The sequence below is a fragment of the Clostridium oceanicum genome (genome assembly GCF_039521385.1).
GTDB lineage: Bacteria > Bacillota > Clostridia > Clostridiales > Clostridiaceae > Clostridium_F > Clostridium_F oceanicum.
In genome coordinates this window covers 81,280-97,669 of the sequence record NZ_BAAACG010000006.1, presented here as the reverse complement: position 1 = coordinate 97,669, position 16,390 = coordinate 81,280, and the positions used below count along the sequence as shown (strand labels likewise).

The window sequence follows — 16,390 nt, the reverse complement described above, 5'->3', positions numbered from 1 at the left end:
CTTATAAAAGTATAAATGATAAAATCTATTGGGACAATATTTTTCTATTTTAAATATAAAACTCACTTAAATAAATACCTTATTTATATTCATAAGGTAAAAAAAATAAAAGAAAGTCATAAAGACTTTCTTTTATTATTTATCAGTTGAAGCAACTATTTCTTTGCCTTTATAATATCCACAACTTTTACATACTCTATGAGCAAGTTTCATCTCATGACATTGAGGACATTCAACTATTCCTGGTAAACTTAGTTTAAAAGTTTGAGCTCTTCTTGAATCTCTTCTTGCTTTTGAAATTTTTCTCTTTGGGCAAGCCACTGTAAACACCTCCTTAGTTGTTCGAAAAAAAGTCTTTCAATTTTGCCAATCTAGGATCTACATCTAATGTTTCACAATTACATTCTGAAACATTTAGATTTGCTCCACACTTTTGACATAATCCTTTGCAATCTTCTTTGCAGAGTCTTTTAATCGGTAATTGCACAATTATGTTATTTTCTATAACTTTCGTAATATCAATAACATCACCATTGATAACTATCAAATCATCATTATCTTCATTACTAGAATCATCAATAACAAATTGTTCTTGTATGTTCATATCAATAGGATAATGAAATTTTTCAAGACATCTTGAACAAGTTAATTCTAAATCAGCTTGCAATTTGCCATCTAAAACTATTACATTATCTGATATACTAACTTCCCCATTTAATTTTGGTACTTTAAAATAATTAATTTTTTCAGTTCCGTCAAAAAAACCTTCGCTGTCTTTTAATTCTACATGTACTTCTTTATAAGTTTTATTTTTTCTTATTAAATCCGATACATCTAATTTCATAAAACTCACCTCAATTATAGCAACCACAATTTATTATATAAAGGTGATATTAAAAAGTCAAGTATTTTATAATTAAGTTATAACATTTACTTGACTTTTTATCCTAATAAATTCCTATTATTAAGCGTTTACTATTTCTTCAGTATCTCTTGCTATCATTAATTCTTCGTTAGTTGGTATAGTAAATACTTTTACTTTTGAATCAGCTTTGCTTATTTCTACAGCTTCGCCTCTCATACCATTCTTTTCTTTATCAAGTTCTATTCCAAGGTAACTTAATCCATTACATATAGCTTCTCTATTAGTTGCTGAATTTTCTCCAAGACCTGCTGTGAATACGATAGCATCCACACCATTTAATGCAGCTACATAAGCTCCTATAGATGTTATTACTTTATAATCAAAAACTTTTAGTGCAAGTTCTGCTCTTTTGTTTCCTTCTTTAGAAGCGTTTTCTATATCTCTAAAGTCACTACTTACTCCAGATAAACCAAATACACCAGATTTTTTATTTATTACATTGTTTATATCATCTGCTGACATATTTAATTCTTTCATTAAGAAAGGTAATATAGATGGATCTATATCTCCGCATCTAGTTCCCATAACAAGTCCTGCAAGTGGAGTGAATCCCATAGTTGTATCTACAGCTTTTCCTCCGTTAATAGCACAAAGACTTGCTCCATTTCCTAAATGACAAGTTATTATTTTTAGATCTTTTATGTCTTTTCCCATCATTTTTGCTACTTCTGCAGATACAAATCTATGAGAAGTTCCGTGGAATCCATATTTTCTTACTCCTAAATCACTGTACATTTCATATGGCAACGCATATGTAAATGCATAATCTGGTAATGTTTGATGGAAAGCTGTATCAAAAACTGCTACCATTGGAGTTTTTGGCATAAGTTCTTTACAAGCATTTATTCCAATTAAGTTTGGTGGATTATGAAGTGGTGCTAATTTTATACAATCTTCTAATTCTTTCATAACATCTTCATCTATAAGTACAGATTTAGAATATTTTTCTCCACCATGAACTACTCTATGACCTACAGAAGCTATTTCTGACATGTCTTTTATAACACCATGTTTACCATCTACTAAAGCTTTTAAAACAAGCTCTATTGCTTTTTTATGATCATCCATTGGCTCTTCTATGATATATTTTTCTCCATTTGCTTTTTGAGTTAGTATAGAACCTTCTATTCCTATTCTTTCTACAAGACCTTTTGCTAAAGGTTTTTCTGTTTCCATATCTATTAATTGATATTTTAAAGATGAACTTCCGCAATTAACTACTAATATATTCATTTTTATACCGCCTTCCTTTTTTTATCTCTATTTTACCATATTTTTGTCTCTATTTTGTCATATTTTGAGCTTGTACTGCTGTTACCGCTACAACATTTACGATATCATCGCTGCTGCATCCTCTTGATAAGTCATTTATAGGTTTAGCAAAACCTTGACATATAGGTCCTATAGCTTCTGCTTTTGCAAATCTTTGAACTAATTTATATCCAATATTTCCTGCTTGTAAGTCTGGGAATACTAATACATTAGCTTTTCCAGCTACATTACTTTCTGGAGCTTTTAAATCAGCAACTTTTTTAACTATAGCTGCATCTAATTGTAATTCTCCATCTATATCTAAATCTGATCTTTGCTCTTTAGCTAGTTTAGTAGCTTCAACTACTTTATCAACTAGTTCATGTTTTGCACTTCCCATAGTAGAGAATGAAAGCATTGCAACTTTAGCATCCATATCACATAAAGATTTAGCAGTTTCTGCTGTTGATATAGCAATTGATGCTAATTGTTCTGATGTTGGATTAGGATTTACTGCACAATCAGAGAAAAGAAGCATTCCTGATTCACCAAATTCACAATTAGGAACTTCCATTATAAATGCACTTGATACCACTTTTGCACCTTTTTTAGTTTTAACTATTTGAAGTCCTGGTCTTAATAAATCTCCTGTAGTATGAACAGCACCAGATACTAAACCATCTCCATCATTCATTTTTACCATCATTGTTGCAAAATATAAGGGATCTCTAACTATTTTATCCGCTTTTTCTAAAGTCATACCTTTATGTTTTCTAAGTTCATAAAATTCTTTAGCATATCCTTCAGTTTTATCTGAAGTTTCTGGATCAAATATTTCTGCTCCATCTATGTTTAAACCTAATGATTTTGCTTTTTCTTTTATATTATTTTCATCCCCTACTAAGGCTACATTAGCAATTTTATTATTTAATATTTTTTCGCATGCTTGTAGATTTCTTTCCTCTTCCCCTTCTGCAAGGACGATTTTCTTTCTATCAGCCTTAGCTTTTTCCCATAGTTTTTCCATTAATTTCATGTCGTTTTCTCCCTTCAACCTTCAATTTAATATAGTAGTATATACATATATAATATAACCCTATTTAATACATATTTTCAATAATAAATTTATAAATACAAAAAAAACACAGATATTTATACAAAATATTGTGTTTTTCTACTTTTATTGATTTTATTTTATTGTATCTTACTACAAAAAATTATTATAAATTTACAAATTCTCTTTAATTGTACCTTCTTTTTTTAATCCCTGATTTAAACATACTAAATGATGTATATGCTATAACTACTATTACAACCCAAGTTAAAGTTTTAATTGGAAGAGATTTTACAATATATGCTGCAACTAAAACACCTACAGATCCAAATATAGTTATTGCTAAAGAAGCTTTTCTATCATAAGCATCTTCCTTTATGAATTTATAAGATGCAAAAGGCATTAAAAATGCACAAGATCCCATCATTATAGGAAATGCTATTTTAGGACTCATACCTAATGCAAAAACTAAAGCCATACAAGGGGCATAAAGGCCAATTCCAAGAGTCATTAATGCTCCTAATATAAAGTTACCTACAATAGCTATAACAAGCTTAAATCCAGTAAGACCTGTGGATGTACCACCAACTGGCATTAATTTTAATTGTGATGCAAGCATTAATAGGGCTACTAAAAGCAAAGCTATTCCCATATATATCTGTACTTTTTTTTCGTCTAATTTGGAAACAAAGCCTGCTCCTAATATAGATCCTATAGCAGCTGCTATAATCATTGAAAATAACGTAATAGTTTCTACTTTTATAACAGTCATAAATATAAGTGCTTCCACTACAATAGGAATAGTACTAGATACATTAAGAGTTCCTGGAAGAACTCTATCCTTTGAAAGTTTAAAGTTTCTTAAAAATCCTGTTATTATAGCAAAGCAACCAATTCCTAATGTATCAAAAAAACATGCTATAAATCCTATAACTCCTAAAAAGGCGAAATTAGAATTCTCTATCTTATTGCTTTTATATGCCTTTATATAATCACTTAAAAAAATATATGCAAAGTAAGCTGTCAAAACAAGTAATACTGCTAAAAATATTTTTATCATACTATTTCTCCTTTTAATATATTTAATATATATGTAAATTTTACTATATGTTTGTCGAAAGATTGATATTAACATAACATTATTTACGTTATATTAATATATAGTTAAAGAAAATATTATATAATATGCTTATTATTACTTTTATGTATAATATTTATTCAATATAAAAATAATATATTGTTAATAAATTATATCTAGCTTTAAAATAAATAAAACAAATAGGCTTGGATAATATCCAAACCTATTTGTTTTATTTATTTATTTTTTATTTTACTAATTAAGCAGTTTTTGCTTTAGAATAAGCTCTAAACATAGTAAATGAAGTGTATATAATAACAACTATTACAAGCCATGTTAATATGTTTATAGGAAGTGATTTTACTAAGTATGCTGCTATAAACACACCAATACATCCAAATATTGTTACAGCCATAGATGCTTTTCTATTATATGCTCCTTCTTTAACAAATTTAACTGATGCAGCTGGCATTAAGAATGCACAAGATCCCATCATTATTGGGAAAGCTATCTTAGGGCTCATTCCAAGAGAATATATAAGAGCCATACATGGTGCATATAATCCTATTCCAAGTGTCATTAAAGCTCCTAAGAAGAAGTTTACAACTACTGCTATTATTAACTTAACTCCTGTAAGACCTATTGCATCTCCACCAGATGGCATTAATTTAAGTTGTCCTGCAAGCATTGTTGCTGCAACTATAAGAAGCGCTATTGCCATTCCAAGTTGAACTTTCTTTTCATCAAGTTTAGATACAATTCCTGCTCCTATTACAGCACCAACTGTTGCTGCTGCTAAAAGAGAAACTAATGTTACAGGATCTACTTCTATAACTTTTATGAATATTATAGCTTCAACAACAACTGGGATAGTACATGAAACATTAAGTGTTCCTGGAAGTACTCCATCTCTAGTTTGTTTAAATCCTCTTAAAGAAGCTGTAAGTGGTGCGAAACTTCCTATTCCTAAAGTGTCGAAAAAGTTTATTACCATACCTATAATTCCTGATACTAAGAAGTTAGTGTCTTTTTCTAATTTACCTTCTTTTGCTGCTTGAAAATAATCTTTAATAAAGAAGAATCCGAAGAATGCTGTAAGTGCAACTAATACACCTATAACTATTTTTACCATATTAACACCTCTTTTATTTATTTTATTTTTCTTTGCTAGTTCATTTTAATACATTTTTCTTAAAATTTCTACATATTTTTATGAAAATATGTAAAATAATTTTATTTTTTTCATAATAAGTTAATCATGCTTTATTTTACAAAATATTTAGTTAATTTAATACAATTATTAAAATTGTTATTTTTCTAACAATTATTGTTATTAAATAGGCTTTGCTCTAAGCAAAGCCTATTTTATTTATAAATTAAACTTTAGCAACGTATTCGTATGGAAGTGGTACTATTTTACCTGCACTGCTGATTTTAGTTAATTGGATTAAAGAATCTTTAACTATTCCAGTTTGCATTTCTACGTTGTTTGGTTCTCCTGCATTAGCACCCATTGGTACTCTTGGAGCAACTGCTCTTGGAGTTCCTGTTTGTCTAACAACTGGTGGTAATGCTGCTATTATTATTGTAGGTATTCCTATTTTTTCTATCGCTCTCTGCACTAAAACTGCAGATCTATGACAAGTTCCTCATCCAGCTGTCATAAGTACAGCATCTACGCCTTCATCTTTTAAGATTTTAGCTACTTCAGGACCTGTTTCTTCTCTGAATTTTTGTTGGTTTCCGCCACCACCCATGAATCCTATATGAGTTTTAGCTACTGCTTTTATGAATCCTTCTTCTACTAGTTCTTTTAATCTATCTATTGGGAACATTGCATTGATGTCTTTATTAACATCTCCGTTATCGTATCCACCGTGAGATACCATTAAGTCTGCTGATGGAGCATCTCCTGGTATTGTTCTATAAGTGAAGTCACCTGCTAAATTAAATCTTTTGTCTGATTTTAAGTGAACTCCTGCTGCTGTAGCTATTGCTATTGTCATATCTTTTAATTCCATTTCAACTGGTGCCCATACTGGGTCTGGAGTAATAGGAACAAATATTTCTGATTGTAATCCTTTTATTGTATCCATTGTATTAACCTTCCTTTCCTGTAATAGCTTAATTATTTTTGTTTATTTCCATCTATCGTCTGAGCTTAATCCTCTTCTGTTTTGGATCTCTATATTACTTACATATTTTTCATTTACTTCATCAGATAAAACTTCTGGAAAACTCATATTAAGTCCAACTTCTTGACCAATTTTTAATTCATAATCAGATATTAACATTCTCTTTGGAACTCTTAAGTATCCAAGTCTACCTTTAAAATCTATAGCTACTGAGCCGTCTTTAACTTCTACTATAACGCCTTGCATTTCTATGATTTTATCAGCATATTTTAATTTCATCTTATTTTGTTGCATATTTTTCTTCTCTTTTTTTACTCATTGGTATAGAAGTTTCATTTAAAACTCTGTCTACTTTTTCTCCAGCAGTTTTTTCTATTAATTCTAAGTTGCTTTCTTTAACGTTTGGATTCCATTTTCTTTCAGATTTCTTAACTTCTTCGCCATTCATAGCGGCTTTAATCATTGCAAGACCTCTTACAGCATCTTCCTTACATAAAGTGTTACAACTTAATACTTCGTTTTCTATTCCGCCTTCTGATTTGTTGTTATCTACCATGTATTTCATGTATTTATTACCAACAACTAGAGCACCTTGAACTGCGCAGAATGAGAATGCTACACATGGTATGCCTCTCATACCTATTTGTTCAACATGGCTTGCGAAATCGATGTGGTTATTTCCGAATCCTTCAGTAGTAACGAATGCTCCGTCTACGTCCATAGCTTCAACCATCATACCCATTCTTTGAGATACATAGAATTTTTCGCTGTTTATTTGAGGACTTCCTACAAATAAAACTCCAGCTAAATCTACTTCAGGATCATTCATGCATTCTATTACAAGTGGTTCTCTAAAGTAATGTCTTGAACATTCTTTTGAAGCAGGTCCGATACAAGTTAATGCGTGGATACCACCATCCATTACTTCAAGTGGTGAAAGCATTACAGGTACATTTCCAAGGTCAACATTTGGTTTAGCTCCTAATACTCCAACTGGTTCTACAGGTAATATTAAGTTATCGTGCATAGCACCTTGACCCATGATTTCTTTAACTATTACAACTTTTTTCTTTCCTGGTCTTCTTACTTGTTCAAATGTTTCAGTATCTACTACTAATGATTCATCTTCAAGAGATTTTAAAGCTTCTCTTATTTCTTGAGTTATTGCATCAGTAGCTTTATGAGCAGCTAGAGGACCTGGTCTTTCCATGTTAGTTCCTCTTTCTATAGTAACTTGAGTTTTTATGAAGATTTCACCTTTATCTGGAGCTCCTGGTCTATTCCACATGATGTTTTCTTCTAATATACCTTCAGATGATCCAAATTCACCAATTTGAACTCCATCTTCGTCAGTACCAGTTACCATCATGATAACACCATCAAGTATTCTTGTAACACCTGAACCTAGAGAATCGTCTCCTTCTTTAGTAGCTATTGGTTGTACGTCCATTATAGTTTCACTATAAGTGTTGTACTTATCTGTAGTTATTATTTCAAGTTTTAAGTCTTTAACTAATACATCTATTTCTTTAGCATCTTCGCAAATATTTTCTCTTATATAAAGAGTAGTTCCTTCAATTTTTGTTTCTTTTGCAAATTTAACTTCTTCGATTTTGTAGTGTTTTCTTTTAAGAGTTCTTATTACTTTTTCTGGTTTAGCTTCTACTTTAGCTTCTGAAACTGGAACTACAGTAGCTTTTTCAGCTGAAACTTTTGGAGCTGCAACTGATTTTGCTGCACCTATTTTTCCATTTAAAGGTACTTCGATGTCTATTCCTTTTCCTTCAGCGATTCTAATTCTTAAAGTTCCACCATTTACTGTTGTGTTTGCATCAACGCTCATGTTTACTTCCTCCTCAAATCCTTCTAATATTTCAGGTGTTACAGGAGTTAAAGCCGGTGTGTCGACCTTTAATATAGATCCAATAACTTCTTCTCTACTTAAAACTCTTTCATCTAAGTTTAAAAGTAAAGAATCCTCAAGTTTTTCAAAATGCATTGGATTTTCTAAGTCACCAATCTTTATAGCTTCTCCTGCTTTTAAATTATATTTTAGAACTGCTTTTTCACTTCCATTTTCTAAAACTTCTTCAGAAACTTCTTCAGCTTCTGATTCTGCTTTTTTAGCTCCTTCCATTATGTCTGGAGTTAATGGAGTTAATGAATCTACAGTTTTTAACAATTTAGCTCCTATTACTTCTCCTACCTTTAGGCAATCATCTGGTATTGTTAGTAGTCCTGAATCCACCATATCTGGGAATATATCAGGATCTTCTAAATTTTCTGCTGTTATTATTGTTCCCTCTTCTGATCTACAACATACAACAGCTACTTCATCTTTTAGTTCTTCTGCATGTTCTGCTGACATTGACATATGTTAGTAACCTCCCTTAAATTCTTATTTACACTTCTACTCTTCTGGAAGTCTTCTTGTTAAAGTGTGATCTATTGTTCTAAATATATGATCAGTATGATGATATATTGGAAGCTTTGCTTTTGGAGCTATTTGCATAACTGTATTTGAACAATCATTACAATTTGAAATCATAATTCTTTGAGCTCCCTCTTTCTTAAGCTGCATAACTGCAGCTGCTTGACCTGGTCATTCACCTGGTGTCTTACATTTACCAGGACCATTTCCTTTGCCTTTTGCATATTCTATGTTTTTACAATCAACTACAGAAACTACTTCTGAGTTCATTTTTCCTGCTATATCTTTTAATCTATTTTCATTAGCTCCGCAAGCACAGACTAAAAGACCTAATTTTCCTTTGTATTGTGGTAGATTTATAGTAACAATTGCTCCACCAGATGTTTTTGTAACTGTTGATGTTTCAAAATCTCCAGCACTTCCTGTGTATGGTCCACCAATTACTAGCTCACCATATTCTCCATCTATTCCACCGCATTCTTCTATTAAATCTTTTACCATTGTACCTACTGGAACTTGAATAAATACATTTGGTTTGTTTCCACTTTTTAATTTTCCTACTACTGTTATATCTTTATCTATTACAGGTTTACCTTCTTCAACAGCTCTAGTTATGTTGCATAATGTTTCTGCATTTAAAACTACACATTTTGCTTCTAAAGGTAATTGTGTTGGTTCTAACCATCTATCAAATATAGCATTGATTATTGCTCTTTCTTCTCCCATTGGATATAAATCTTTTAGTTCTTTTATTTCTATATCATTTGAACCTTTTAAAGCATTTTTTAATACTTCTATAGTTTCACCATGTTTTGATTTTATAGCAATATATCCCTTTGGAGCTTTTGTAGCTTTCATTGCATATCTTATACCTTTTAATAAAACTTCTGGGTTTCTCTTCATAAATGTTATATTATGATGAAGTGCAGGTTCACACTCTACACAGTTTGCTATAACGTATCCATCAGGTATATCAGCTTTTAATTTAATATGAGTTGGGAATCCTGCTCCACCGGCTCCTATTATTCCAGCTTCTGCTACAGTTTCTTCTATACTGTCGCATTCCTTTATTTTTACGAAATCTGATGATTGGTTATCATCTGCTTTTACTATTATTTCTTTATCGTTAACTTCTTCTACTGTGCCTGTTACACTAGTATGAATTTTTGCACCTAAACCATTTGGTTTAGCTATGCATTCTCCTCTTTTAACTTCTTGTCCTTTTTCTACAGTTGGAACATCTGGTGCCCCTACATGCATCTTTAGAGGAAATTTGTAAAGCTTATTCATGTTACCCCTCCTCAACTTATTTACACACATATACTTCTTAGCAATGTTTATGCCAACTTTATAATTTTAATAAAATTTATTTAAAAAAAGTTAAATTTACTACAAAAAATCGCTATTTTCGCCTTTTATAAGCCTTCTTTTGTTATTTTATTATCATTTCCTATTTTTTATTCATTATTTAATTTATTTTTTAACTAATTAAAGTCAATATATTGACACTTATTTAATGTAAGTGTCAACTTTTAGTCATTATAATTATTTTTAATAGCTTTAGTTCTACTTTATTCGATTTTTTTATACCTTTTCATACTTATATATGTATGATTTTTTGACATTTTCAGAATATAAAGAATTTTATGTTAGTTGTAATCGTTATTAGGCCTTTATATATCCCCTGATATTTATATAGTAATTATTTCTGTTTGTTTATAAATAAACAAAAATAAAGTCGTTTTTTTAATATATTCTACTATGTAAATTTATTTTATGTAACTTTTATTTTTTAATTCTAAATAAATATAAAGTAATATATTACTAAAAATTATAATTTCTTAATAATAAAAAAAGAGATTGCAAAAATAAAATGCAATCTCTCTTTTTTATTATTTTATAACTTTTAAACTGTTCTAGGTTTAGAATAAGCTCTAAACATAGTAAATGAAGTATATATAATAACAACTATCACAAGCCATTTTAATATATTTATAGGAAGTGATTTTACTAAATATGCTGCTATAAACACTCCAATACATCCAAATATTGTTATTGCCATAGATGCTTTTCTATTGTATGCTTCTTCTTTAACAAATTTTGTTGCTGAAGCTGGCATTAAAAATGCGCAAGATCCCATCATTATTGGATATGCTATCTTTGGACTCATTCCAAGTAAAGATATAAGAGCCATACATGGTGCATATAATCCTATTCCAAGGGTCATAAGTGCTCCTAAAAAGAAGTTTACAACTACAGCTATTACTAATTTAACACCTGTAAGACCTATTGCATCTCCACCAGATGGCATTAATTTAAGTTGTCCTGCAAGCATTGTTACTGCAACTACAAGAAGGGCTATAGCCATTGCAAGTTGAACTTTCTTTTCATCAAGTTTAGATACAATCCCAGCTCCTATTACAGCACCAACTGTTGCTGATATTAACATAGAAAATAAAGTTACAGGCTCTACTTCTATAACTGTTATAAATATAAGAGCTTCTACAACAACAGGAATTGTACATGAAACATTAAGAGTTCCTGGAAGCACTCTATCTCTTGTTTGCTTAAATCCTCTTAATGCTGCTGTAAGTGGCGCAAAACTTCCTATTCCTAAAGTATCGAAAAAGTTAATAACCATTCCTATTATTCCTGATACTAAAAAATTAGTATCCTTTTCTAATTTTCCTTCTTTTGCTGCTTTGTAATAGTCTTTTAAAAAGAAAACTCCAAAATAAATTGTTAATACAGCTAATAGACCTGTAACTACTTTTACTATCATTTGTATCCCCCTATTTCCTTTTTTTATTTAGTTTATTATAAACAATACATTTTTAAATATATTATTTGTGTTAACTTATGTTTATAAAATATATTATGCAAATTATTTAATTAGATAAAGATTGACTTTCTTTAGCTTTATTTTTACTATAAGCTTTAAGCATAGTAATTGAAGTGTATACTATAACTACTATTACTATCCATGTTAAAACTTTTATAGGAAGTGATTTCACCAAATATGCTGCTATTAAAACTCCTATAACCCCAAATATTGTTATAGACATAGACACTTTTCTATTATATGCACTTTCTTTAACAAATTTTGATGCTGAAGCTGGCATCAAATAAGCACAAGAACCCATCATTATTGGATATGCAACCTTTGGACTCATTCCAAGTGCATATATAAGTGCCATACATGGTGCATATAATCCTATTCCAAGAGTCATTAAAGCTCCTAAGAAAAAGTTTACTACTACGGCTATTACAAGTTTTCCTCCAGTAAGTCCAATAGCATCTCCTCCCATTGGCATAAGCTTTAATTGACTTGCAAGCATTAATACAGCAACAACCAAAAGCGCAAGTCCCATTGCAAGCTGAACTTTTTTCTCATCAAATTTAGATACAACACTAGCTCCAACAACTGCACCTACAGTTGATGATATCAACATAGAAAATAATGTTATAGGATCTACTTCTATAACTGTTATAAATATAAGTGCTTCCGTAACAACTGGCAAAGTACAAGAAACATTTAATGTACCTGGAAGTACTCTATCTTCTACTAAATGAAAAAATTTAAGCATTGCTGTAAGTGGTGCAAAACTTCCTATTCCTAAAGTATCAAAGAAATTTGCTACAAACCCAACTCCTCCAGCAATCCAGAAGTTATCTTTTTCTAAATTTCCTTCCTTTGAAACTTTTGCATAATCCTTAAAAAATGTAATCGCAAAATAAATAGTCAAAATTAGAAGTACCCCAAAAACTACCTTTACTATCATAAAGCGCCCTCCTTAATTATTTATAATCTATATAATTAGTTCATATATAACAAACTAACTATAACTTTATAATTTTTAGAAAACTCTTTTGTTACTCAAATACTAACTTAATTAGATTTTATCTACAGTACTTCTATATATTGGTTTCACATTTTATAGAAATGGGCCCTATATATTTATAAGAGCCCACTTAATATCATTTTAAAAACTATATGTTTTAATAACACAAATTATATATTAAAGAAATTTGTCATAAAAAATAACTTTTCTTAATATAATTTTATTATGATTTTTAATACTTTATTACTTTATAAGTATTATTTTAAAACAAATCCGTATTTAACTGGATCATCTGGATCAACTAAGAATTGTGAAAATCCTGTAACATATGCACTACCAGTTATTTCTGGAATTATAGCATCATATTCTCCAACTTTTGTTTCAGACAATATTTTACCTCTGAATTTAGTACATATAATACTTTCGTTTACGATTTCTTCTCCTACCTTCATTTTTCCTTCAGCATGAAGTAATGCCATTTTAGCACTTGTTCCAGTTCCACATGGAGATCTATCTACTTGACCTTGACCAAATACAACTACATTTTGAACATCTGCATCTTCGCTTTTTGGTTCTCCGTAGAATTCACAAAGGTCAACAGTTTTTATATGTTCTAATTCTGGATGTTTTATTTCAACTTGTTCATTAACTGCATTGATTATTCTCATTCCAAGATCATTTAATTTTTGAGAATTTTCTGGAGAGATATCTATTCCAACGTTTTTAACATCAACCATTGCAAAGAAACTTCCTCCAAAAGATATATCTAATTTTAATTTTCCAAATTCAGGAACTTCAACTTCAATATCTTTCTTGTATAAGAAAGCTGGTACATTTACTATTGAAGCTTCTTTAGCTTTTCCATCTTCTACTTTTACTTTAGCTTTTATCATTCCAGCTGGAGCTTCTAATTTTATGTTTGTGTAAGGTTCTTCTATAGGAACTATTCCCATTTCTACTGCACAAGTAGCTGCACCCATTGATCCATGTCCACACATGTTTAGGTATCCGCCACCATCCATGAATATTATACCGATATCAGCTGTTTCATCAGCTGGATCTGTGTATATAGCACCAAACATATCGTTATGTCCTCTTGGTTCTGACATAAGCATTGTTCTTAAGTTATCCATGTTTTCTTCTAGATATTCCATTTTTTCAGCCATTGTTTTTCCAGGTATTTTTGGGATACCTCCAGTTACGATTCTTGTTGGTTCTCCAACAGTGTGTGATTCAATAGTTTGAATAGTTTTAATTGCTCTCATTTTTTGTGCCTCCTTATTTGTTTTGCTTTTTCATTTTTAATTTTAAATATGCTAAAGCTTTTTTAGCATCAATTGGCATTACTGTGTTTTCTCCTACTACTTCTGTTTCTATTCCTTCTTTTGACTTGTTAAAGTCTACTATTGTGTCCATATATTCATTGGTAACTACAAATTGAGCTTGAGTACCTACAAAACTCATTCCTACTACCGGTATATTCCTTTTTCCTATTGCTTCTATGGAAGATGCAAAATCTATATTACTATTTCCCCAACCATCAATAGATACTATTGCGCCATCGGCTCTCATAGCTTCAATCCAAGCTCCTATCCTTTGGCCTGTGAAAACTTTATCTTTATTTACTTGAGGAGTTCCTGCAACAATTATACCTAATAAATCTACATCGTTATCATTTGAAACGATTTCTAATAGTGGATCTCTAAAATGATGAAGTGTTGTTTCTTTTGTGGAGGGTCCTATACCCATAAAATATCACCTACCCTTTAATTCATAGATCTTAATATGCCATCTCTATACTCATTAGGACTTACTACTACAGGCATATTTCCCATATCAATTATAGATTTGCCCCCTACAAGTCCACCAGGTTCTTTGGCAAATAACCCAGTATCATACATACATCCTTGACCTGCTACTTGCTTAACAATAACAACTTTCTTTTTACCAGGTCTTATTCTATCATTATATTCATGTTTTTCATCACAAAATCTACCATTCATTTTTTTCATATAATTTCTTATTTCTTGAACAATCAAATCGCATACTCTGTGAGAAGCCATTGGACCAGGTCTATTAGTTGCCTCTCCATCTTTTAATGTCACATTTAAATGTATTATGATATCATTTTCTGAAGGAGTTCCTCTTCTTCCAAAAACTACTTGTTCATCTAATATTCCTTCTGAAGAACCAAATTCAGCTACTTGAATTCCACCTTTTTCTGCTCCTGTAAGCATAACTTGTACACCAGTTAGCACATGTGTTATACCTTCTCCAAGAGTACCTAAAACTTTAGTTGCTATTGGAGAAAAATCCATTATAGAATTTACAAATCTATGTCTCTGGTGTGGATATATAATATCAATATTAAGTTTTTCTATTAAGTTTTTATCTTCCATCTCTTCATGATCTAGTACATTTTCTAGTATGTTTTCTCTTATATATAAAACTTTATCTTTTATATATGTTCTTTCTCCAAATAAAACCTTATTTATATGGAAAGTTTTTATAACTAATCTTCTTAAATTTATCTCCTGTTCCATCACCATCACCACCTTTTTAAATTTACCAAATATAATAATACACTATTTATATTAACATTTCCATGTTATATTATGTTAATTATAAAATTAACATATATGATAAATATATAACTATTATAGCATTATTTTAACAATTTGTATATAATACCAAGGGTTTTTTGTTAATTTTTTCATTGTAAACGTTAAATAATTGTATTTATATTAACATAATAATAACATCCTAAATTCACAAAACCAATAGAAAATCTATATTTTTCTATAAAATATATACTCATATTTATCTATTAAATATTAAAGCACTAAATGAAATCAACCTATATTCTACTATTTTTTATAAAATAAGTGCAATAACATTGAGCAATTTTTGCACAACATTATTGCATCTTATTTTAAAAGAACTAAACTAAACTTTTGCTATATATTCATATGGAAGTGGTACTATTTTTCCAGCACTTTCTATTTTAGTTAGTTGAATTAAAGAATCTTTAACTATTCCAGTTTGCATTTCTACGTTATGAGGTTCACCTGCATTAGCACCCATTGGTACTCTTGGAGCAACTGCTCTTGGAGTTCCTGTTTGTCTAACAACTGGTGGCAATGCTGCTATGATTATTGTAGGTATTCCTACTTTTTCTATCGCTCTCTGCACTAAAACTGCAGATCTATGACAAGTTCCTCATCCAGCAGTCATAAGTACTGCGTCTACTCCTTCTTCTTTTAATATTTCAGCAATTTTTGGACCTGTTTCTTCTCTAAATTTTTGTTGGTTTCCGCCACCACCCATAAATCCAACATGAGTTTTAGCTACACCTTTTATAAAACCTTCTTTTGCTAATTCCCTTATTCTATCTATTGGGAACATACAGTTAATATCTTTATTAACATCTGAATTATCATATCCACCATGAGATACCATCATATCTTTTACATCAGCATCTCCTGGAATTAATCTATAAGTAAAGTCACCTGCTAAATTAAATCTTTCTTCTGATTTTAAGTGAACTCCTGCTGCTGTAGCTATTGCTACTGTCATATCTTTTAGTTCCTTTTCAACTGGTGCCCATACTGGATCTGGAGTAATAGGAACAAATATTTCTGATTGCAATCCTTTTACAATAGTTAAACTCATTA

At 30.3% G+C, this 16,390-nt stretch carries 16 protein-coding genes; all 16 read right to left on the bottom strand.

Annotation, left to right across the window (positions count from 1 at the left end; genetic code table 11):
• Window positions 1–135: 135 nt before the first annotated feature.
• Window positions 136–321 carry a 50S ribosomal protein L32 gene (rpmF, locus tag ABDZ71_RS03850; protein WP_343759048.1) on the bottom strand — a complete coding sequence of 62 codons (186 nt, stop codon included), beginning with the start codon at window positions 319–321 and terminating at the stop codon, window positions 136–138.
• A 13-nt stretch (window positions 322–334) separates the two neighbouring features.
• Window positions 335–844, bottom strand: a complete 510-nt coding sequence (locus tag ABDZ71_RS03845; RefSeq protein WP_343759046.1) for a YceD family protein — start codon at window positions 842–844, stop codon at window positions 335–337.
• A 120-nt stretch (window positions 845–964) separates the two neighbouring features.
• Window positions 965–2,158, bottom strand: a complete 1,194-nt coding sequence (locus ABDZ71_RS03840) for an acetate/propionate family kinase (protein ID WP_343759044.1) — start codon at window positions 2,156–2,158, stop codon at window positions 965–967.
• A 49-nt stretch (window positions 2,159–2,207) separates the two neighbouring features.
• Window positions 2,208–3,212 (bottom strand): phosphate acetyltransferase, encoded by a 1,005-nt coding sequence (pta, locus tag ABDZ71_RS03835; protein WP_343759042.1) that lies wholly within the window; start codon window positions 3,210–3,212, stop codon window positions 2,208–2,210.
• A gap of 205 nt (window positions 3,213–3,417) precedes the next feature.
• A complete protein-coding gene (locus tag ABDZ71_RS03830; protein WP_343759040.1) occupies window positions 3,418–4,290 on the bottom strand; it encodes a TSUP family transporter in 873 nt (290 codons plus the stop codon).
• 277 nt (window positions 4,291–4,567) lie between these two features.
• Window positions 4,568–5,440, bottom strand: coding sequence for a TSUP family transporter (locus ABDZ71_RS03825; RefSeq protein ID WP_343759039.1), 873 nt, complete (start codon window positions 5,438–5,440; stop codon window positions 4,568–4,570).
• Between the two features lie 244 nt (window positions 5,441–5,684).
• Complete coding sequence (prdB, locus tag ABDZ71_RS03820) at window positions 5,685–6,404, bottom strand: D-proline reductase (dithiol) protein PrdB (RefSeq protein ID WP_343759037.1); 720 nt, start codon at window positions 6,402–6,404, stop codon at window positions 5,685–5,687.
• A gap of 42 nt (window positions 6,405–6,446) precedes the next feature.
• The gene (locus ABDZ71_RS03815) at window positions 6,447–6,722 is read right to left on the bottom strand and encodes a CBO2463/CBO2479 domain-containing protein (RefSeq protein ID WP_343759937.1); all 276 of its coding nucleotides are present in this window, start codon (window positions 6,720–6,722) and stop codon (window positions 6,447–6,449) included.
• 1 nt (window position 6,723) lies between these two features.
• On the bottom strand, window positions 6,724–8,817 hold the full coding sequence (gene prdA / locus ABDZ71_RS03810) for a D-proline reductase (dithiol) proprotein PrdA (RefSeq protein ID WP_343759035.1): 2,094 nt from the start codon (window positions 8,815–8,817) through the stop codon (window positions 6,724–6,726).
• Between the two features lie 36 nt (window positions 8,818–8,853).
• A complete protein-coding gene (gene prdC / locus ABDZ71_RS03805) occupies window positions 8,854–10,194 on the bottom strand; it encodes a proline reductase-associated electron transfer protein PrdC (RefSeq protein WP_343759033.1) in 1,341 nt (446 codons plus the stop codon).
• A 586-nt stretch (window positions 10,195–10,780) separates the two neighbouring features.
• Window positions 10,781–11,656 carry a TSUP family transporter gene (locus tag ABDZ71_RS03800; RefSeq protein WP_343759031.1) on the bottom strand — a complete coding sequence of 292 codons (876 nt, stop codon included), beginning with the start codon at window positions 11,654–11,656 and terminating at the stop codon, window positions 10,781–10,783.
• 106 nt (window positions 11,657–11,762) lie between these two features.
• Window positions 11,763–12,656, bottom strand: coding sequence for a sulfite exporter TauE/SafE family protein (locus ABDZ71_RS03795; RefSeq protein WP_343759029.1), 894 nt, complete (start codon window positions 12,654–12,656; stop codon window positions 11,763–11,765).
• Between the two features lie 317 nt (window positions 12,657–12,973).
• The gene (locus tag ABDZ71_RS03790) at window positions 12,974–13,981 is read right to left on the bottom strand and encodes a proline racemase (protein ID WP_343759027.1); all 1,008 of its coding nucleotides are present in this window, start codon (window positions 13,979–13,981) and stop codon (window positions 12,974–12,976) included.
• A gap of 13 nt (window positions 13,982–13,994) precedes the next feature.
• Window positions 13,995–14,465 (bottom strand): glycine/sarcosine/betaine reductase component B subunit, encoded by a 471-nt coding sequence (locus ABDZ71_RS03785; protein WP_343759025.1) that lies wholly within the window; start codon window positions 14,463–14,465, stop codon window positions 13,995–13,997.
• Between the two features lie 17 nt (window positions 14,466–14,482).
• Complete coding sequence (prdD, locus tag ABDZ71_RS03780; RefSeq protein ID WP_343759024.1) at window positions 14,483–15,259, bottom strand: proline reductase cluster protein PrdD; 777 nt, start codon at window positions 15,257–15,259, stop codon at window positions 14,483–14,485.
• A 403-nt stretch (window positions 15,260–15,662) separates the two neighbouring features.
• Window positions 15,663–16,388: a D-proline reductase (dithiol) protein PrdB gene (gene prdB / locus ABDZ71_RS03775; RefSeq protein WP_343759022.1), complete on the bottom strand. Its 726-nt coding sequence runs from the start codon at window positions 16,386–16,388 to the stop codon at window positions 15,663–15,665.
• Window positions 16,389–16,390: the final 2 nt, after the last annotated feature.